We start from the raw sequence: 19,105 nt of genomic DNA on the forward strand, positions 1-19,105 counted from the left end.
TTGAATTGTCACCCTATGCCATAGTTCTCACTCATCCGTCCAGTTTAGGAGACTAGCATGAGTCTGTATCAGGCCCCCCTCAATGATATTAACTTTAACCTGTTTGATGTTTGGCAATTGGATCAGTACTGGCAACAGCAGCCACAGTTACAGGAGTTAATCGAGGTTGATACAGCGAAAGCTATCCTTGAAGAAGCGGCAAAAATTTGTGAGCAACAGCTGGCACCCTTTAGTAAGCTCGCTGATCAGCAGGGAGCCAAACTTAGCGAGGGTAAAGTTACTGTACCAGAGCATTACCATAATGCTTACCAGAGCCTTAGCGAAGGCGGCTGGACCGGTTTAAGCGGCGATCCTGAGTACGGTGGCATGGGGATGCCCAAGGCCTTGTCGATGATGGTCGATGAAATGCTCTGTAGTGCAGATATCGCGTTTTCACTTTACCCTGGACTGACTGCCGGCGCTTGTGTTGCGTTACTGCAACATGCAGATGATGCGACCAAAGCACTATACCTGCCAAAACTCTATAGCGGTGAATGGTCGGGTACTATGTGTCTGACCGAAGCCCATGCCGGCTCAGATCTGGGCATTATGCGTACTACGGCTAAGCCGGCAGCGGATGGCAGCTATCGAATCAGCGGTAGCAAAATCTTTATCACCGCCGGTGAGCATGATCTTACCCGCAACATTATCCACCTGGTGCTGGCCAAATTACCGGACGCTCCAGCAGGCAGTAAGGGTATCTCCCTATTTCTGGTGCCGAAGTTTTTACTCAACGTAAACGGAGATCCGGCCGATCGCAATAACGTCAGTGTCGGCTCTATCGAACACAAAATGGGTATTAATGGCTCGGCAACCTGTGTGCTGAATTTTGATGGCGCTACCGGTTATCTGATTGGTGAACCCCACCGCGGTTTGGCCTGTATGTTTACCATGATGAATTACGAGCGGTTGTCGATGGGTAGCCAGGGATTGGGAGCGGCAGAACGCGCTTACCAAAATGCCTTGGCCTACGCTAAAGACCGTTTGCAGGGGCGAACCGTTGGGCGCGACCCCAATAAAGCGGATCCTATCCTTGGACATCCGGATGTCAGAAGGATGTTACTGAATATTAAAGCCATTAATGAAGCTGGCCGTACCTTTGCAACCTGGGTAGCCAGTTTGCTCGACAAAGCCAAATACGACAACTGTAAAGTATCGGCCGATCGTGCCAACCTGTTAACGCCTATTACTAAGGCCTTTATGACCGACCGTGGTTTAGAGGCCTGCGTCACCGCACAGCAAGTATTCGGCGGCCACGGCTACGTTAAAGAGTGGGGTATGGAGCAACTGGTGCGGGATGTACGGATTGCCCAGATTTATGAGGGGACAAATGGTATACAGGCGCTGGACTTTGCCCTGCGCAAAGTAGCGGCCGATCAGGGCGGCGTGCTGCAGCAGCTGTTGACAGAGATCCATACCGAGGTCAGTACGCAGCCCAATGCCGCTTCTGAACTACTGTTAACTGTCGTGGCTCAGTTACAGGGTTGTGTTGCAGCTCAGCTGGCAAAGGATACGACGCAACAGGCGCTGGATGCCTGTGATCTGCTAGATGCGGTAGGCTATGTACTCTATGGTTATATGTGGTACAAGAATCTAGTAGCGTTGGATAACGAAAAACATAGCGCCGATTTTATTGCCGCTAAACAAGGTGCGGCACACTGGTATCTGCGTCGGGTAATGCCAAAAGTGCAGGCATTGTTTTCCCAGCTGAGCGCCGATGGCAGCGCCGCGCTGCAACTGACAGACGATCAGTTCTAAGATGTGATTGGTCATACTATTGATCGTTTTATAATCAATGCTTGCAATATCGGCTGGGGTGTATATAATACGCCGCCAGTCGATATGATTCTGGCTGGTACGAACACCGCTAAGTCCTGCTAGGCAGCGTGTTTGTTTATAAGCTCCCGATTGGGGAGCACTTGAAACTAGGTGCATAGGCAAAGCCAAAATGGCTGCTTGCTTATGTTTATTTTTGCTCTTTTTGCTCTTTGAGGCTTTGATACAATGAGTAATCAAAGGATACGCATCCGTCTGAAAGCGTTCGATCACCGCTTGATCGATCAGTCAACTATGGAAATCGTTGACACAGCTAAGCGTACTGGCGCCCAGGTTCGTGGTCCAATTCCACTGCCAACCCGTCAGGAACGTTTTACTGTTCTGATTTCTCCTCACGTCAATAAAGATGCGCGTGACCAGTACGAAATCCGTACTCACAAGCGTTTAATCGACATCGTGGAACCAACTGAAAAAACAGTTGATGCGCTGATGCGTTTAGATCTGCCAGCTGGCGTTGACGTTCAAATCAGCCTGGGCTAATCAGACAGGTTTTTAGAGAGGTTTAGGAAATGGCTATCGGTCTTATCGGTCGTAAAGTGGGTATGACTCGCGTCTTCACAGAAGATGGCGTTTCTATCCCAGTAACCGTAATCGAAGCAACACCAAACCGCGTTACTGCTGTTAAAACTGAAGAAGTTAACGGTTATAACGCGCTGCAAGTAACTACTGGTGCAGTTAAGGCAAGCCGCCTGAACAAACCAGACGCAGGTTTCTTTGCAAAAGTCGGTGTAGAGGCGGGTCGTGGTCTGTGGGAATTCCGCCTGCAGAATGACGAAGGCGCTGACATCACTGTTGGTAGCGAGATTACTGTCGAAATTTTCGCAGAAACAAAGAAAGTAGATGTAGTAGGTACATCTAAGGGTAAAGGTTTTGCTGGCGCGATCAAGCGCTGGAACTTCCGTGCCCAGGATGCTACGCACGGTAACTCTTTATCACACCGTGCCCCTGGTTCAATTGGTCAAAACCAATCACCAGGTAAAGTATTCAAAGGTAAGAAAATGGCTGGTCACTTAGGTAACGAGCGCGTCACCGTGCAATCGTTAGAAGTGGTTCGTGTTGATGCAGAGCGTAACCTGCTGTTAGTAAAAGGCGCAGTGCCTGGTGCTATCGGTGGTGACGTGATCGTTAAACCAGCTGTTAAAAGCTAACGTCTGAGGAGAGAAGTGATGGAATTAGCATTACGAGACGCTCAAGGCGTTCTTGAAGTTTCCGAAGCTACCTTTGGACGTGAGTTTAACGAAGCTCTGGTACATCAGGTAGTCGTTGCTTATGCAGCTGGCGCCCGTCAGGGTACCCGTGCGCAACTGACCCGTTCAGAAGTACGTGGTGGCGGCAAGAAGCCATGGCGTCAAAAAGGTACTGGCCGTGCTCGTGCTGGTACAATCCGCAGCCCAATTTGGCGCAGCGGTGGTGTGACTTTTGCTGCTAAGCCGCAGGATCACAGCCAAAAAGTTAACCGTAAAATGTATCGCGGTGCGATTCAAAGCATCCTGTCTGAATTAGTTCGTCAGGAGCGCTTAATTGTTGTTGAGAACTTTGGCGTTGAATCACCAAAGACTAAAGACTTAACAGCAAAACTGAAAGCGATGGATTTAAAAGACGTTCTGATCGTAACTAACGAAGTAGACGAGAACCTGTTCCTGTCTGCCCGTAACCTGTACAAGGTTGACGTACGTGACGTACACGGTATCGATCCGGTCAGCTTAATCGCATTCGACAAAGTGTTAATGACTGCTGCTGCAGTTAAACAACTTGAGGAGCTGTTAGCATGATCCGTGAAGAACGTTTACTGAAAGTGATTCTGGCTCCGCACGTTTCTGAAAAGAGCACTAACGCGGCAGAAAAACACAACACTATCGTTTTCAAAGTGGCCACTACTTCTACTAAAGCTGATATTAAAGCTGCCGTAGAAAAACTGTTTGAAACAGAAGTAGTAGGTGTTCGTACTGTTAACGTTAAGGGTAAGACCAAGCGCACTGGTATGCGCATGGGCAAGCGTAGCGACTGGAAAAAGGCCTACGTCACTCTTAAAGAAGGCAGCGAAATCGATTTTGTTGGCGGCGCTGAGTAAGAAGAGGAGTTAGGAAATGGCACTTGTTAAGTGTAAACCTACGTCACCAGGTCGTCGCCACGTATTAAAAGTGGTTAACCCTGACCTGTACAAAGGCAAGCCTTATGCACCTTTGTTAGAGAAGAACGTTAAGACTGGTGGTCGTAACAACAACGGTCGTATCACTACTCGTCATATCGGTGGTGGTCATAAACAGCATTACCGCGTTGTTGACTTCAAACGCACTAAAGACGGTATTCCGGCTAAAGTAGAGCGTTTAGAGTACGATCCAAACCGTACCGCTAACATTGCATTAGTATTGTATGCAGACGGTGAACGTCGTTACATCCTGGCACCGAAAGGTCTGAAAGCAGGTGATGCGGTGGTTTCTGGTGTTGATGCACCAATCAAACCAGCCAACACCTTACCACTGCGGAATATTCCAGTGGGCCAGGTAGTACATAACATCGAAATGAAACCAGGTAAAGGTGGTCAGCTGGCTCGTTCAGCAGGCGCTTTCGCTCAGATCCTGGCCCGTGACGGTGAGTATGTAACTCTGCGTCTGCGTAGCGGCGAAGTACGTAAAGTATTAGCTGACTGCCGTGCAACCATCGGTGAAATCGGTAATGCCGAACACATGTTACGTCAGTACGGTAAAGCGGGCGCAATGCGCTGGCGCGGTATCCGTCCTACCGTACGTGGTGTGGTAATGAACCCGGTAGATCACCCGCACGGTGGTGGTGAAGGTAAAACTTCAGGTGGTCGTCACCCAGTTACACCTTGGGGCGTACCAACTAAAGGTTACAAGACTCGTTCAAACAAGCGTACTGATAAACTGATCGTACGTCGTCGTGATAAATAATTTGTGAGGAATTGCCATGCCACGTTCTCTCAAGAAAGGTCCATTTATCGACCTTCACTTGCTGAAGAAGGTAGAGAAAGCGTTGGAAAGCGGTGACAAGAAGCCTATTAAGACTTGGAGCCGTCGTTCAATGATCATACCTGATATGATCGGTTTGACCATCGCTGTCCATAATGGTCGTCAACATGTACCTGTGTTCGTCTCAGAAGAGATGATTGGTCACAAGTTAGGTGAATTTGCACCTACTCGTACCTATCGTGGTCATGCCGCCGACAAAAAGGCCAAGAAGCGTTAAGGGGTAAATAATGCAAGCATTAGCGAAACACAAATTTGCCCGTTCTTCTGCTCAAAAAACTCGTCTGGTTGCTGACCAGGTGCGTGGTTTGCCAGTAGATAAGGCGCTGAACGTACTGACTTACAGCCCGAAAAAAGCTGCTGAGTTAGTTAAAAAGGTTCTTTTATCAGCCATTGCCAACGCTGAGCACAATGAAGGCGCGGATATCGACACGCTGAAAGTTAAGACCATCTTCGTTGATGAAGGTCCGTCTATGAAGCGTATCAAACCACGTGCTAAAGGTCGTGCTGATCGTATCGTCAAGCGTACTAGCCACATTACTGTGGTTGTAGCTGATAACTAGGAGTGAGAAATGGGACAGAAAGTACATCCTAATGGTATTCGCCTAGGTATCACTAAGCCATGGAGCTCAACCTGGTTCGCGAATACAAAAGACTTCCCGGATTTCCTGAACGGTGACTACAAAGTTCGTCAGTACCTGACTAAAGAACTGAAAGCTGCCTCAGTAAGCCGGATCGATATTGAACGTCCTGCGAAAAGCATCCGTGTGACTATCCACACTGCTCGTCCAGGCGTGATCATCGGTAAAAAAGGTGAAGACGTTGAGAAGATCCGTAAGCAAGTAGCCGCTATCGCTGGCGTACCTGCTCAGATCAATATCTCTGAGATCCGTAAGCCAGAGCTGGACGCGAAATTAGTTGCTGATTCAATCAGCAGCCAGTTAGAGCGTCGCGTAATGTTCCGTCGTGCGATGAAGCGCGCGGTACAAAACGCTATGCGGATTGGTGCTAAAGGTATCAAGGTTCAAGTAAGCGGCCGTTTAGGCGGTGCTGAAATTGCCCGTGATGAATGGTACCGCGAAGGTCGTGTGCCACTGCACACCCTGCGTGCCGACATCGATTACAATACCTCAGAAGCACTGACTACTTACGGTATCATTGGTGTGAAAGTGTGGATTTTCAAAGGTGAGATCTTAGGTGGTCTGCCTCTGCAAAATAACGCCAACAACGCCAACAATAACAACCAGCCTAAAGCGCCGAAAAAACCGGCTCGTAAGGCTAAGTAGGGGTATTGAGCGATGTTGCAACCAAAACGTACAAAATTCCGGAAAGTGCACAAAGGCCGTAACCGCGGTTTATCACTGGTAGGTGATAAAGTTAGCTTCGGTACTTTCGCACTGAAATCTGTAGAGCGTGGTCAACTGACTTCACGTCAAATTGAATCTGCACGTCGTGCTATGACGCGGGCTGTTAAGCGTGTTGGTAAGATCTGGATCCGTGTGTTCCCGGACAAACCAATTACTGCTAAGCCGCTTGAAGTACGTATGGGTAGTGGTAAAGGTTCTGTTGAGTACTGGGTATGCCAGATTAAACCTGGCAAAGTACTGTACGAAATGGACGGTGTGTCTGAAGAGTTAGCGCGCCACGCGTTCTCACTGGCTGCTGCTAAGCTGCCATTTAAGACAACCTTTGTAACGCGGACGGTAATGTGATGAAAGCCAGCGAATTGAAAACCAAAAGTGTTGAAGAGTTAAACACTGAATTATTAGGTCTGTTACGTGAGCAGTTCAACCTGCGCATGCAAGCAGCTACTGGTCAGTTAGCTCAGACTCACTTATTGAAGCAGGTGCGTCGTGATATCGCGCGCGTTAAGACCATCTTAACCGAGAAGGCAGGTGCGTAATGACCGAAACTAATATCCGTACACTGCAAGGTAAAGTGATCAGCAACAAGATGGATAAATCTATCACTGTTGCGATCGAGCGTCAGGTGAAACACCCAATTTATGGTAAGTTCATCAAGCGCACCACCAAGCTGCACGTACATGACGAAAATAATCAGTGTAAAGAAGGCGACGTAGTCACTATTCGTGAGTGCCGTCCACTTTCTAAGACTAAGTCTTGGACTCTGGTTGCTGTAGTTGAAACAGCTGCTGAGTAAATCTCAGTAAACTGGAAACGGCTCCCTCGGGAGCCGTTTTTGTTTTTACAGACAGCGAGTTTACTGTGGTGGCGCAACGTGTTGACCAAGCCGAATTGTTTTTATTTTAAACTACCACTTTTCAATAACTGCTGTTATAATCACGCGCCCTTCCTTTAGGGAGGGTTTTTATTATCGTAAGCAGCGTAATCCGAGAGGGTTACATAGTAGAGTAGCGGAGCACTAAGATGATCCAGATGCAATCTATGCTGGAAGTCGCAGACAACAGCGGCGCGCGCAGCGTAATGTGTATTAAGGTCTTAGGTGGTTCGCATCGCCGTTATGCTGCAATTGGTGACGTCATCAAAGTTACTGTGAAAGAAGCAATTCCTCGCGGTAAAGTGAAAAAAGGTGATGTTCTGAATGCAGTGGTGGTGCGTACAGCTAAAGGCGTACGTCGTCAGGACGGGTCATTAATCCGTTTTGATCGTAATGCAGCAGTGTTGTTAAACAACAAGCTGGAACCGATCGGCACCCGTATTTTCGGGCCTGTTACACGTGAACTTCGTGGTGATAAATTCATGAAGATCGTGTCTCTGGCACCAGAAGTACTGTAAGGAGTCAGCATGGCTAGCAAAATCCGTCGTGATGACGAGGTAATTGTTCTTACTGGTAAGGACAAAGGTAAGCGCGGCAAAGTGACTAAAGTTTTAGTTTCTGAAAACCGTGTTTATGTTTCAGGCGTGAATCTGGTTAAAAAGCACCAGAAACCTGTTCCGGCTATTAACCAGCCAGGCGGTATCGTCGAGAAAGAAGCCTCAATTCATGTTTCAAACGTAGCGATTTTTAACCCTAAAACGGGTAAAGCTGATCGCGTAGGTTTCCGTTTTGAAGATGGCAAAAAAGTCCGTTTCTTCAAATCGAATAACGAAGTAATTTAATTGCTATTGGAGTAATACGATGGCGAAACTGCATGAGATTTACAAAGACACCGTAGTCCCAGAACTGATGAAACAGTTCGGCTACACCAGCGTCATGCAAGTCCCTCGGATTGAAAAAATCACACTCAACATGGGTGTGGGTGAAGCCGTAGCTGACAAAAAGATCCTTGAGAACGCGGTAGCTGATTTAACAGCTATCTCTGGCCAAAAGCCATTAGTGACCAAGGCTCGTAAGTCGGTAGCAAGCTTCAAAATCCGTCAAGGCTACCCTATTGGCGCAAAAGTGACCCTGCGCGGCGAGCGTATGTGGGATTTCTTAGAGCGTTTAGTCTCTATCGCTATCCCGCGTATCCGTGACTTCCGTGGCGTAAGCTCGAAGTCATTCGATGGCCGTGGTAACTACAGTATGGGCGTACGTGAGCAAATCATTTTCCCTGAAATCGATTACGATAAAGTAGATGCAGTACGTGGTTTAGATATCACTATTACTACAACTGCTCGTAGCGATGACGAGGGTCGTGCATTACTTGCCGCGTTCAACTTCCCGTTCAAGAAATAAGGTGTAGGGTCATGGCAAAACAATCAATGAAAGCACGTGAATTAAAGCGTGCACAACTGGTAGCCAAGTTCGCTGCTAAGCGTCATGAACTGAGAGATCTGATTGCTAATCCGGCCACTTCTGATGAAGACCGTTGGGCTGCAGTTCTTAAGTTACAGACGTTGCCGCGTGATTCAAGCCCATCACGTCAACGTAATCGTTGCCGTGTAACAGGTCGTCCACACGGTTATCTGCGCAAGTTCGGTATGAGCCGTATCAAGGTTCGTGAAGCTGCAATGCGCGGTGAAATTCCTGGCCTTCGTAAGGCTAGCTGGTAAGAATCACGGGAGTAACGAGCTATGAGTTTGCAAGATCCAGTAGCGGATATGTTTACTCGCATCCGTAACGGCCAAGCGGCTAACAAAGTTGCGGTTAAAATGCCTTCTTCAAAACTGAAGACGGCAATTGCGAAAGTATTAAAAGACGAAGGTTACATCGCCGATTTCGCGGTATCTGGTGACGTTAAGCCAGAGCTGGAAGTGACATTAAAGTACTTCCAGGGCAAATCTGTAATTGAAACTATCGATCGTGTTAGTCGTCCAGGCCTGCGAATCTATAAGAAGAGCGGCGAATTACCAAAAGTAATGGGCGGTTTAGGTGTGGCCATCGTGTCAACATCTAAAGGACTAATGACTGACCGTGCTGCGCGCAAGGTTGGTATCGGTGGCGAAATCATCGGCTACGTAGCGTAACGGAGGTAGTAATCTATGTCTCGTGTTGCTAAGGCCCCAGTCACTCTGCCAGCAGGCGTTTCTGTAACGCAAACTGGTCAGGTAGTGGCACTGAAGGGTAAAAACGGCGAGTTAACATTAAATGTTAACCCAGCGGTTGAGATCGTTGTTGATGGTAACGTACTGCGTACTGTACCACGCGAAGGTTTCGAAAACGCTAACGCACAAGCGGGTACTGCCCGTGCACTGTTGAACAGCATGGTTATCGGTGTAACTGACGGTTTCACCCAGAAGCTGGAATTAGTCGGTGTAGGTTACCGTGCTAAAGCTGAAGGCAAGGTATTAAACCTGAGCCTGGGCTTCTCGCATCCGGTAGCGTTTGAGGTACCAGCAGGTATCACAATCGAAACACCTACTCAGACCGAGATCCTGGTTAAAGGCGCTGATAAGCAGTTAGTTGGTCAGGTATCTGCCAACATCCGGGCATATCGTAAACCAGAGCCTTACAAAGGCAAGGGTGTACGTTATGCGAATGAAAACGTGCGTCGTAAAGAAGCGAAGAAAAAGTAAGGTAGGACGATGGATAAGAAACTTGCTCGTCTGCGTCGTGCCAAACGCGTCCGCAGAAATATTATCGAACAAGGTGCGAATCGCCTGGTGGTACACCGTACCCCACGTCACATCTACGCTCAGCTTATCGCACCAAATGCTGAAGTGATTGCAGCTGCTTCTACCGTAGAAGCCTCTATTGCAGAGTCACTGAAGTACACTGGTAACGTAGAAGCGGCCAAGGCTGTAGGTAAAGCGATCGCCGAACGTGCAGTAGCCAAAGGCGTTACTGCTTGTGCTTTTGACCGTAGCGGTTTCCGCTACCATGGTCGCGTGCAGGCGTTAGCAGACGCAGCGCGTGAAGCCGGTCTTCAGTTCTAGGAGTAGCTCATGGCTAACGAAGAAGTTAAACAACAATCTGACTTACAAGAGAAGCTTGTTGCTGTTAACCGCGTGTCAAAAGTGGTAAAAGGTGGTCGTATTTTCAGCTTCACCGCTCTGACTGTGGTAGGCGATGGCAATGGCCGTGTTGGTTTCGGTTATGGTAAAGCGCGTGAAGTTCCAGCTGCAATTCAAAAGGCAATGGAAAAAGCCCGCCGCAACATGACTCAGGTTGAATTAAATGGTAACACACTGCACCACCCAACTAAGGGTGTGCACTCAGGTTCGAATGTTTATATGCAGCCAGCTGCAGAAGGTACAGGTTTGATCGCCGGTGGCGCTATGCGTGCCGTGCTGGAAGTCGCCGGTATCCAGAACATTCTGTCTAAGTGTTACGGTTCAACCAACCCAATTAACGTAGTTCGCGCCACTATCAACGCGCTGGCGGCTGTCAAGTCACCAGCTCAGGTAGCGGCAAAACGCGGTTTACGCGTTGACGATATTCTGGGGTAATTTGCCATGGCGAAGAAAACAATTAAAGTCACCCAAGTGAAGTCTAGCATCGGTCGTTTACCGAAGCACAAGGCTTCATTACTGGGTCTGGGTTTACGTCGTATCGGTCACACCGTTGAAGTTGAAGATACTCCTTCAGTTCGCGGTATGATCAACGCCGTTTACTACATGGTTAAAGTGGAGGAGTAACAGATGTTATTAAATACTCTTGCTCCAGCACCAGGTGCCAAGAAAGAAAAGCGCCGTCTGGGCCGTGGTATCGGTTCTGGCTTAGGTAAAACCGGTGGCCGTGGTCACAAAGGTTTAAAATCACGCTCTGGCGGTAAAGTACGTCCAGGTTTCGAAGGCGGTCAAATGCCTCTGAAGCAGCGTTTACCTAAGTTCGGTTTCACTTCTCTGAAATCTCTGGTTTCTGCTGAAGTACGTTTACACGAAATCGCTGCTGTTAATGGTGATGTGGTAGATTTAGCCTCTTTAATGGAAGCTAACATCATTGCCCGCACTGTGAAGTTCGCTAAAGTTGTGCTGTCTGGCGAGATCACTCGTCCAGTAACCGTTAAAGGTTTAGGCGTAACTAAAGGCGCGCGTGCAGCTATCGAAGCCGCTGGCGGTAAAGTCGAAGAATAATAAGGATAGTACGCAATGGCTAAACCAGGTTCGGACTCAAGAGCAGCAAAAGGTGGATTCAGTGAGCTGAAATCTCGCCTGTTGTTTGTGCTTTTAGCCATAATCGTATTTCGATTAGGGTCCTTTGTGCCAATTCCTGGAATTGACGCCACCGTGCTAGCTCAGTTATTCGAGCAACAAAGAGGCACCATCGTTGAAATGTTTAACATGTTCAGCGGTGGTGCACTTGAGCGTGCTTCTGTGTTTGCGTTAGGTATTATGCCTTACATTTCAGCCTCAATCATTGTGCAGTTGTTGACGGTAATGCATCCGGCAATGGCTGAACTGAAGAAAGAGGGTGAAGCTGGCAAGCGCAAAATTAACCAGTACACACGCTACGGTACCTTAGCATTAGCGATCTTACAGTCTATTGGTATAGCTACTGGCTTACCCAATATGATGCCAGGGTTAGTGATTAACCCAGGCTTTGCATTTTACTTTACCGCGGTAATCAGCTTGGTTACCGGTACCATGTTCTTGATGTGGTTAGGTGAGCAAATTACAGAGCGCGGCATTGGTAACGGTATTTCGCTGCTAATTTTCACCGGTATTGTTGCTGGCTTCCCGTCTGCCATTGGTCAGACGATTGAGCAGGCACGTCAGGGCGATTTGCACTTTTTACTGTTAGTAGCGATTGGCGTGATCGTCATTGCGATTACCTGGTTCGTAGTGTTCTTTGAACGCGGCCAGCGTCGTATAGTGGTTAACTACGCAAAGCGTCAGCAAGGCCGTCAGGTATTTGCCGCGCAAAGCAGCCATTTACCGTTAAAGGTCAATATGGCCGGTGTTATTCCACCGATCTTTGCCTCTAGCATTATTCTGTTCCCTGGCACTATTGCCAGTTGGTTCGGTTCAGGTGAAGGTATGCTAGCGAATTTCCTTCAGGAACTCTCGCTAACATTATCTCCGGGACAACCGCTGTACATGATGTTATACTCAGCAGCGATTATTTTCTTCTGTTTCTTCTATACAGCGTTGGTGTTCAATCCGCGCGATACAGCTGACAACCTGAAGAAGTCCGGTGCCTTTATTCCTGGTATCCGTCCTGGTGAACAGACATCAAAATACATTGATAAAGTGATGACACGGTTAACCCTTGCTGGTGCCCTGTACATTACCTTTATTTGTTTGGTTCCTGAGTTCATGATGGTAGCGTGGAACGTACAGTTCTACTTTGGCGGTACATCATTACTGATTATCGTTGTTGTTATCATGGATTTCATGGCACAGGTACAGACCCATCTGATGTCGCATCAGTATGATTCTGTGCTGAAAAAGGCAAATCTTAAAGGCATAGGCCGTTAAGATATTTTGCGGAGTTAAGTTATGAAAGTACGAGCTTCCGTTAAGAAGATCTGCCGTAACTGCAAAGTGATCAAACGTAATAACGTCGTTCGCGTAATTTGCAGTGAGCCGAAGCACAAACAACGCCAAGGTTAATAGCAGAAAATTACGATAAGGCGGGCTGAACTTTAGTTTAGCCCCTTTATTGTTTGCAATATGAGCGCCATTTGAGTATCCTTACGGGCTTTTCAAATTGGCACCTTTTAATTTCAGATAGGAGAACGTTAGTGGCCCGTATCGCTGGCATTAACATCCCCGATAATAAGCATGCAGTGATTTCACTGACTTATGTTTATGGTATCGGTAAGACCCGTGCAAAGGCTATTTTAGCTGCAGTGGGCATCGAAGAGTCAACCAAGATTGCGACCTTAAGTGACGCACAGTTAGACTCTTTACGTGACGAAGTTGCAAAATACACCGTTGAAGGTGACTTGCGTCGTGAAATCACATTAAACATTAAGCGTTTAATGGACCTGGGTTGCTACCGTGGCCTGCGCCACCGTCGTAGTCTGCCGGTTCGTGGTCAGCGCACTAAGACTAATGCGCGTACCCGCAAGGGCCCACGTAAAGCGATTAAGAAATAAGGTGATTCAACATGGCTAAAGCACCAGTTCGTACTCGTAAACGGGTAAAAAAGCAAGTTTCAGATGGTATGGCTCATATCCATGCTTCTTTCAACAACACCATTGTGACGATCACTGATCGTCAGGGCAATGCACTGTGCTGGGCAACAGCTGGTGGTTCAGGTTTCCGTGGTTCACGTAAATCTACACCATTCGCTGCTCAGGTAGCTGCAGAGCGTGCAGGTGCTGCTGCACAAGAATATGGTCTGAAAAACCTTGAAGTCTTTGTGAATGGCCCAGGCCCAGGTCGTGAATCAGCGATTCGCGCACTGAATGCCGCTGGTTACAAAATCACAAATATCACCGACGTGACGCCAATTCCGCATAACGGTTGCCGTCCACCTAAAAAACGTCGCGTGTAATCACAGCGCTTCACGGATTATTGGAGAAAGAAGATGGCAAGATATTTGGGTCCTAAGCTCAAACTAAGTCGTCGCGAAGGTACAGATCTGTTCCTGAAGAGCGGCGTGAGAGCAATCGATTCAAAGTGTAACTTAACTACAGCTCCTGGTCAGCATGGTGCCCGTCGTGGCCGTCTGTCAGACTACGGTTTACAGTTACGCGAGAAGCAAAAAGTACGTCGTATTTATGGCGTATTAGAAAAGCAGTTCCGTAATTACTACAAAGAAGCTGCGCGTTTGAAAGGTAATACCGGTGAAAACCTGTTAGCGTTGTTAGAGTCTCGCTTAGACAACGTGGTATACCGGATGGGTCTGGCCAGCACTCGTGCCGAAGCACGTCAGCTGGTAAGCCACAAAGCAATCATGTTAGATGGTCGCGTGGTGAATGTTCCATCACATACTGTATTACCTGAACAAGTTGTAGCTGTGCGTGAAAAAGCGAAGAAGCAAGCCCGTATCGGTGCTGCTTTAGAGCTGGCTGCGCAACGCGAAAAGCCAACTTGGATTGAAGTAGATATGACTAAGCTGGAAGGCGTATTCAAACGTCTGCCTGAGCGTTCAGATCTGTCTGCGGACATCAACGAACAGTTAATCGTCGAGCTTTACTCTAAGTAAAGCTAATTGTTAAGAGAGGATATATGCAGGGTTCTGTCACCGAATTCCTTAAGCCGAGATTAGTTGGTATCGAAAGGATCAACCCAACTCGTGCCAAAGTTACTTTGGAACCACTTGAGCGCGGTTTCGGGCATACCTTGGGCAACGCGTTACGTCGTATTCTGTTATCGTCTATGCCAGGTTGTGCAGTGACTGAAGTAGAGATCGACGGCGTGCTCCATGAGTACAGTGCCAAAGAAGGTGTACAGGAAGATATCATTGATATCCTTCTGAACCTGAAAGGCCTTGCCGTACGCCTGGAAGACAAAGATGAAGTCACCCTGACTTTAACGAAAAAAGGTGCCGGCCCTGTAATCGCTGGAGATATCCAGCGTGGCGACGGTGTGGTAATCGTTAATCCTGATCACGTTATCTGCAACCTGACTGGCGAAACTGAATTCAGTATGCGTCTGAAAGTTGAGCGTGGTCGTGGTTATGTGCCTGCATCAGCTCGTTTTTCCTCAGACGATGACGAACGTCCAATTGGGCGTCTGTTGCTGGATGCGTCTTTCAGCCCGGTAGAGCGTATTGCTTACACCGTTGAAGCCGCTCGGGTTGAACAGCGTACCGACCTGGACAAACTGATTATCGACATGGAAACCAACGGCACTGTTGAGCCAGAGGAAGCCATTCGTCGCGCAGCAACAATTCTGGCTGAACAGCTGGAGTTCTTTGTTGAGCTGCGTGATAAGAGTGAGCCAGAGAAACGTGAAGAGAAGCCGGAGTTTGATCCGATTCTGTTACGGCCGGTCGATGATTTAGAACTAACAGTTCGTTCTGCTAACTGCTTGAAGGCAGAGCAGATTCAGTACATCGGTGATCTGGTGCAACGTACCGAGGTTGAGTTGTTGAAAACACCTAACCTGGGTAAGAAGTCACTTACCGAAATCAAAGACGTGCTGGCATCACGCGGTTTATCTCTGGGCATGCGCCTGGAAAACTGGCCGCCAGCTAGTTTGGTAAATAAAGACTAACCAGATACCAGTTCCTGGTTTAGTGAGAAGGAATAGATCATGCGCCATCGCAAGAGTGGTCGTCAATTAAATCGGAACAGCAGCCACCGTACTGCAATGTTCCGCAACATGGCAAGCTCGTTGGTGAAGCACGAAATCATCAAAACGACTTTGCCAAAAGCTAAAGAGTTACGTCGTGTGATCGAGCCATTGATCACTTTGGCTAAGAACGACAGCGTTGCAAACCGCCGTCTGGCTTTCGCCCGTACTCGTGATAAAGAAGTAGTAGGTTTACTGTTCAATGTTTTAGGCCCGCGTTACAACGCGCGTCCAGGTGGTTACACTCGTATCCTGAAGTGTGGCTTCCGTACTGGTGACAATGCACCTATGGCTTATATTGAGTTAGTAGATCGTCCGGAAACGGCGCTGCCAGTTGAAGAAACTGCAGCTGAGTAATCGCTGACTTTAAATTGAAAAACCGGGCTTAACGCCCGGTTTTTTTATTTCTTTTGCTTGGAGCAATTCGCCGCGTTCTGACCTGATAAATATTTATGCTACTGTTACCCTGAATCCAAACTTTTTATCAGGCGGAATGTATAGATGAAATTTGTCTTTAGTCTGTTATTTGCAGTAGTAACCTATCCGGTGGGTGTGGCTGCAGAGCAAGATCCCTGTCGTTATTTAGTCGCCGCCGGTAGTTGTCAGCCACTACAGCCGTTGTTGGTGGAACGGATACAACAGTCGTCGTTGCTTAACCAGGTGTTTAGCGATAGTGAACAGTATCAGCTGCAGATCCTATATACGCGAATCGAGAAGCGAATAAACCCAAATGAGCCGCCAAAGCTTCATTACTATCACTATCGACTGGACCCGGCACGCTACTTCTATCCGGCGAGTACTGTAAAGCTACCCTTAGCAGCATTAGCGTTACAATGGTTACACGAGCAAAACAGGCCCGAGCTAACTTTAGCGACGACTATGCTGACAGACAGTCAGCGCTCACCGCAAACAACGGCACATACTGACGAAACCAGCGAAAGCGGCTTGCCCAGCATCGGACACTATATAAAGAAGATATTACTGGTGAGTGATAATGATGGCAGTAATCGATTGTATGAGTTACTAGGTCAGCAATATATTAACCAGCAACTGCTCGCGAAGGGGTTAAATAATACCATTATCAACCACCGCCTTAGTGTGCCATTTACTGACGATGACAATCGCTATTTTAATCCGGTACGTTTTATCGATGCAGAAGGCCGGACGCTGTTGGCATTACCTGAGCGACAGATTGGGGAATCCTATAGCAACCCGGATCAACCGAAACTAGGCAAAGCTTATTATCAGCGCGGAGAGCTAATTCAGCAGCCAATGGACTTTACCTTGAAGAACCGGCAATCTTTAATTGATTTTGACGGGGTGGTGAAGCGAATCGTTATGCCGCAGCTGTTTGCAGAGCAACAACGTTTTAATATTAGCGAATCACAGCGCCAGTTTTTATTAGAGCATATGCGGAAGTTACCAAGACAAAGCCAGTATCCGGCTTTCCCGGAAGCGGAATATCCCGATACCTACGTAAAGTACTTCTTAAAAGGTGACGCACAGCAACGGCTGCCTGAATATATTCACTACCATAATAAAAATGGCCAAGCTTATGGCCACGTTATTGATGGCGCCTATGTAGAAGATACCAAACATGGGATCGCGTTCTTTCTCACCGCGATCCTCTACACCAATGCTAATCAGATCCTTAACGACGATACCTATGAGACAGATACTATAGGCCAGCCGTTCTTGCGGGAGCTGGGGACTTTGCTGTATCAGTACGAGTTAAGCCAACGTCAGCAAGCCGGCCATCACTAGCCGCAGATGTTTGCAGCAGCAAGGTTGACGGTATTTTCAACGGATCGTGTAAAAGATCGCCGACAGCAATAAGGATCGTTTAAAAAACATCCGAACGATCCTCTTTTATGAAAAAAGATCTTGAACAAGTTTTCCGGATCTCTATAATGCGCATCCACAGACGGGGACAACGGCAACGAACTCCAAGTCTGAAAGAATCCTGAGGCAAGTGCCTCGCTTCGTAAGACGAAGCATGCTCTTTAACAATAAGCAATCAATTATCTGTGTGGGCACTTATGATGGTTTCGAAATGAAATTAATCAGAAAGTGACCAAGTAAAATTAGTCAGTGACTGAGCGCCACTATGTTGGCAGAAAGAACTTTAATTGAAGAGTTTGATCCATGGCTCAGATTGAACGCTGGCGGCAGGCCTAACACATGCAAGTCGAGCGAGGTTTTCGGACCTAGCGGCGGACGGGTGAGTAATGCGTAGGAAGCTGCCCGATAGAGGGGGATACCAGTTGGAAACGACTGTTAATACCGCATAATGTCTACGGACCAAAGTGTGGGACCTTCGGGCCACATGCTATCGGATGCGCCTACGTGGGATTAGCTAGTTGGTGGGGTAATGGCTCACCAAGGCGACGATCCCTAGCTGGTTTGAGAGGATGATCAGCCACACTGGGACTGAGACACGGCCCAGACTCCTACGGGAGGCAGCAGTGGGGAATATTGGACAATGGGCGCAAGCCTGATCCAGCCATGCCGCGTGTGTGAAGAAGGCCTTCGGGTTGTAAAGCACTTTCAGTGGGGAGGAAGGGTGTTGTGTTAATAGCACAGCATTTTGACGTTACCCACAGAAGAAGCACCGGCTAACTCCGTGCCAGCAGCCGCGGTAATACGGAGGGTGCAAGCGTTAATCGGAATTACTGGGCGTAAAGCGCACGCAGGCGGCTTTTTAAGTCGGATGTGAAAGCCCCGGGCTCAACCTGGGAATTGCATCTGATACTGGGAAGCTAGAGTATGTGAGAGGGGGGTAGAATTCCAAGTGTAGCGGTGAAATGCGTAGAGATTTGGAGGAATACCAGTGGCGAAGGCGGCCCCCTGGCACAATACTGACGCTCAGGTGCGAAAGCGTGGGGAGCAAACAGGATTAGATACCCTGGTAGTCCACGCCGTAAACGATGTCTACTAGATGTTCGTGGTCTTGTACCGTGAGTATCGCAGCTAACGCATTAAGTAGACCGCCTGGGGAGTACGGTCGCAAGATTAAAACTCAAATGAATTGACGGGGGCCCGCACAAGCGGTGGAGCATGTGGTTTAATTCGACGCAACGCGAAGAACCTTACCTACTCTTGACATCTACAGAACTTGGTAGAGATACCTTGGTGCCTTCGGGAACTGTAAGACAGGTGCTGCATGGCTGTCGTCAGCTCGTGTTGTGAAATGTTGGGTTAAGTCCCGCAACGAGCGCAACCCTTATCCTTAGTTGCCAGCGATTCGGTCGGGAACTCTAGGGAGACTGCCGGTGATAAACCGGAGGAAGGTGGGGACGACGTCAAGTCATCATGGCCCTTACGAGTAGGGCTACACACGTGCTACAATGGTATGTACAGAGGGAGGCAAGCTGGCGACAGTGAGCGGATCTCTTAAAGCATATCGTAGTCCGGATTGGAGTCTGCAACTCGACTCCATGAAGTCGGAATCGCTAGTAATCGCAAATCAGAATGTTGCGGTGAATACGTTCCCGGGCCTTGTACACACCGCCCGTCACACCATGGGAGTGGGTTGCAAAAGAAGTAGGTAGCTTAACCTTCGGGAGGGCGCTTACCACTTTGTGATTCATGACTGGGGTGAAGTCGTAACAAGGTAACCGTAGGGGAACCTGCGGTTGGATCACCTCCTTACCTATTAGAACGATTCATAAGTGTTCACACAGATGATTGATTGCATGAGATAGAGCAAAC

Annotated in this window: 30 protein-coding genes and 1 rRNA gene; all 31 read left to right on the forward strand. The window is 48.1% G+C overall.

Translation table 11 applies throughout. The annotated features are described in order from the left end of the window. Positions 1-57: 57 nt before the first annotated feature. A complete protein-coding gene (locus AGRI_RS12175) occupies positions 58-1,797 on the forward strand; it encodes an acyl-CoA dehydrogenase family protein (RefSeq protein WP_008985228.1) in 1,740 nt (579 codons plus the stop codon). A 246-nt stretch (positions 1,798-2,043) separates the two neighbouring features. Beyond that, a complete protein-coding gene (rpsJ, locus tag AGRI_RS12180; protein ID WP_008899121.1) occupies positions 2,044-2,355 on the forward strand; it encodes a 30S ribosomal protein S10 in 312 nt (103 codons plus the stop codon). A gap of 29 nt (positions 2,356-2,384) precedes the next feature. Further along, complete coding sequence (rplC, locus tag AGRI_RS12185) at positions 2,385-3,023, forward strand: 50S ribosomal protein L3 (protein ID WP_008985229.1); 639 nt, start codon at positions 2,385-2,387, stop codon at positions 3,021-3,023. Positions 3,024-3,041: 18 nt separating this feature from the next. Further along, a complete protein-coding gene (gene rplD, locus AGRI_RS12190; protein ID WP_008985230.1) occupies positions 3,042-3,647 on the forward strand; it encodes a 50S ribosomal protein L4 in 606 nt (201 codons plus the stop codon). Next, positions 3,644-3,946, forward strand: coding sequence for a 50S ribosomal protein L23 (gene rplW / locus AGRI_RS12195; protein WP_008609593.1), 303 nt, complete (start codon positions 3,644-3,646; stop codon positions 3,944-3,946). Before rplD ends, rplW begins: the two co-directional genes overlap by 4 nt. A 16-nt stretch (positions 3,947-3,962) precedes the next feature. Next, positions 3,963-4,787, forward strand: a complete 825-nt coding sequence (gene rplB / locus AGRI_RS12200; RefSeq protein WP_008609592.1) for a 50S ribosomal protein L2 — start codon at positions 3,963-3,965, stop codon at positions 4,785-4,787. 16 nt (positions 4,788-4,803) lie between these two features. Continuing rightward, on the forward strand, positions 4,804-5,082 hold the full coding sequence (rpsS, locus tag AGRI_RS12205; protein WP_008950795.1) for a 30S ribosomal protein S19: 279 nt from the start codon (positions 4,804-4,806) through the stop codon (positions 5,080-5,082). Between the two features lie 10 nt (positions 5,083-5,092). After that, on the forward strand, positions 5,093-5,425 hold the full coding sequence (gene rplV, locus AGRI_RS12210) for a 50S ribosomal protein L22 (protein WP_008224490.1): 333 nt from the start codon (positions 5,093-5,095) through the stop codon (positions 5,423-5,425). Positions 5,426-5,434: 9 nt separating this feature from the next. Then, the gene (gene rpsC / locus AGRI_RS12215) at positions 5,435-6,148 is read left to right on the forward strand and encodes a 30S ribosomal protein S3 (protein ID WP_008609590.1); all 714 of its coding nucleotides are present in this window, start codon (positions 5,435-5,437) and stop codon (positions 6,146-6,148) included. A 12-nt stretch (positions 6,149-6,160) separates the two neighbouring features. Beyond that, the gene (gene rplP / locus AGRI_RS12220; RefSeq protein ID WP_008609589.1) at positions 6,161-6,574 is read left to right on the forward strand and encodes a 50S ribosomal protein L16; all 414 of its coding nucleotides are present in this window, start codon (positions 6,161-6,163) and stop codon (positions 6,572-6,574) included. Continuing rightward, a complete protein-coding gene (gene rpmC / locus AGRI_RS12225) occupies positions 6,574-6,765 on the forward strand; it encodes a 50S ribosomal protein L29 (protein WP_008609588.1) in 192 nt (63 codons plus the stop codon). The genes rplP and rpmC overlap by 1 nt, the downstream gene beginning before the upstream one ends. After that, entirely contained in the window at positions 6,765-7,022 is a 258-nt protein-coding gene (rpsQ, locus tag AGRI_RS12230; protein ID WP_008609587.1) for a 30S ribosomal protein S17, read from the forward strand. The genes rpmC and rpsQ overlap by 1 nt, the downstream gene beginning before the upstream one ends. Positions 7,023-7,249: 227 nt before the next feature. Then, positions 7,250-7,618: a 50S ribosomal protein L14 gene (rplN, locus tag AGRI_RS12235; RefSeq protein WP_008224481.1), complete on the forward strand. Its 369-nt coding sequence runs from the start codon at positions 7,250-7,252 to the stop codon at positions 7,616-7,618. Positions 7,619-7,627: 9 nt separating this feature from the next. After that, positions 7,628-7,942: a 50S ribosomal protein L24 gene (rplX, locus tag AGRI_RS12240; RefSeq protein WP_008609586.1), complete on the forward strand. Its 315-nt coding sequence runs from the start codon at positions 7,628-7,630 to the stop codon at positions 7,940-7,942. 19 nt (positions 7,943-7,961) lie between these two features. Beyond that, the gene (gene rplE / locus AGRI_RS12245) at positions 7,962-8,501 is read left to right on the forward strand and encodes a 50S ribosomal protein L5 (RefSeq protein WP_008609585.1); all 540 of its coding nucleotides are present in this window, start codon (positions 7,962-7,964) and stop codon (positions 8,499-8,501) included. A gap of 11 nt (positions 8,502-8,512) precedes the next feature. Beyond that, positions 8,513-8,818, forward strand: coding sequence for a 30S ribosomal protein S14 (gene rpsN / locus AGRI_RS12250; protein WP_008609583.1), 306 nt, complete (start codon positions 8,513-8,515; stop codon positions 8,816-8,818). Between the two features lie 21 nt (positions 8,819-8,839). Continuing rightward, entirely contained in the window at positions 8,840-9,232 is a 393-nt protein-coding gene (gene rpsH, locus AGRI_RS12255) for a 30S ribosomal protein S8 (protein ID WP_008609582.1), read from the forward strand. A 15-nt stretch (positions 9,233-9,247) separates the two neighbouring features. Beyond that, entirely contained in the window at positions 9,248-9,781 is a 534-nt protein-coding gene (gene rplF / locus AGRI_RS12260; protein WP_008985231.1) for a 50S ribosomal protein L6, read from the forward strand. 9 nt (positions 9,782-9,790) lie between these two features. Next, a complete protein-coding gene (rplR, locus tag AGRI_RS12265) occupies positions 9,791-10,141 on the forward strand; it encodes a 50S ribosomal protein L18 (protein ID WP_008609579.1) in 351 nt (116 codons plus the stop codon). Between the two features lie 9 nt (positions 10,142-10,150). Beyond that, the gene (rpsE, locus tag AGRI_RS12270; protein ID WP_008985232.1) at positions 10,151-10,654 is read left to right on the forward strand and encodes a 30S ribosomal protein S5; all 504 of its coding nucleotides are present in this window, start codon (positions 10,151-10,153) and stop codon (positions 10,652-10,654) included. A 6-nt stretch (positions 10,655-10,660) separates the two neighbouring features. Beyond that, positions 10,661-10,843, forward strand: a complete 183-nt coding sequence (gene rpmD, locus AGRI_RS12275) for a 50S ribosomal protein L30 (protein WP_008609577.1) — start codon at positions 10,661-10,663, stop codon at positions 10,841-10,843. Positions 10,844-10,846: 3 nt separating this feature from the next. Next, positions 10,847-11,281 carry a 50S ribosomal protein L15 gene (gene rplO / locus AGRI_RS12280; RefSeq protein ID WP_008950798.1) on the forward strand — a complete coding sequence of 145 codons (435 nt, stop codon included), beginning with the start codon at positions 10,847-10,849 and terminating at the stop codon, positions 11,279-11,281. 15 nt (positions 11,282-11,296) lie between these two features. After that, positions 11,297-12,625 carry a preprotein translocase subunit SecY gene (gene secY / locus AGRI_RS12285; RefSeq protein ID WP_008985233.1) on the forward strand — a complete coding sequence of 443 codons (1,329 nt, stop codon included), beginning with the start codon at positions 11,297-11,299 and terminating at the stop codon, positions 12,623-12,625. A 21-nt stretch (positions 12,626-12,646) separates the two neighbouring features. Beyond that, positions 12,647-12,760: a 50S ribosomal protein L36 gene (rpmJ, locus tag AGRI_RS16405; RefSeq protein WP_008950799.1), complete on the forward strand. Its 114-nt coding sequence runs from the start codon at positions 12,647-12,649 to the stop codon at positions 12,758-12,760. Positions 12,761-12,891: 131 nt separating this feature from the next. After that, positions 12,892-13,248, forward strand: coding sequence for a 30S ribosomal protein S13 (gene rpsM, locus AGRI_RS12290; RefSeq protein ID WP_008609574.1), 357 nt, complete (start codon positions 12,892-12,894; stop codon positions 13,246-13,248). Between the two features lie 11 nt (positions 13,249-13,259). Further along, positions 13,260-13,649 carry a 30S ribosomal protein S11 gene (gene rpsK, locus AGRI_RS12295; RefSeq protein ID WP_008609573.1) on the forward strand — a complete coding sequence of 130 codons (390 nt, stop codon included), beginning with the start codon at positions 13,260-13,262 and terminating at the stop codon, positions 13,647-13,649. 33 nt (positions 13,650-13,682) lie between these two features. Beyond that, positions 13,683-14,303, forward strand: a complete 621-nt coding sequence (gene rpsD / locus AGRI_RS12300; RefSeq protein WP_008985234.1) for a 30S ribosomal protein S4 — start codon at positions 13,683-13,685, stop codon at positions 14,301-14,303. Between the two features lie 23 nt (positions 14,304-14,326). Then, the gene (locus AGRI_RS12305; protein ID WP_008985235.1) at positions 14,327-15,316 is read left to right on the forward strand and encodes a DNA-directed RNA polymerase subunit alpha; all 990 of its coding nucleotides are present in this window, start codon (positions 14,327-14,329) and stop codon (positions 15,314-15,316) included. Positions 15,317-15,355: 39 nt separating this feature from the next. Further along, positions 15,356-15,751 carry a 50S ribosomal protein L17 gene (gene rplQ / locus AGRI_RS12310; protein ID WP_008609570.1) on the forward strand — a complete coding sequence of 132 codons (396 nt, stop codon included), beginning with the start codon at positions 15,356-15,358 and terminating at the stop codon, positions 15,749-15,751. 144 nt (positions 15,752-15,895) lie between these two features. Further along, a complete protein-coding gene (locus AGRI_RS12315) occupies positions 15,896-17,158 on the forward strand; it encodes a serine hydrolase (RefSeq protein WP_008985236.1) in 1,263 nt (420 codons plus the stop codon). Between the two features lie 362 nt (positions 17,159-17,520). Beyond that, positions 17,521-19,045 (forward strand): 16S ribosomal RNA (locus tag AGRI_RS12320). The last annotated feature ends 60 nt before the right edge of the window (positions 19,046-19,105 follow it).

It is taken from the genome of Alishewanella agri BL06, assembly GCF_000272005.1.
GTDB classification, from domain to species: domain Bacteria; phylum Pseudomonadota; class Gammaproteobacteria; order Enterobacterales; family Alteromonadaceae; genus Alishewanella; species Alishewanella agri.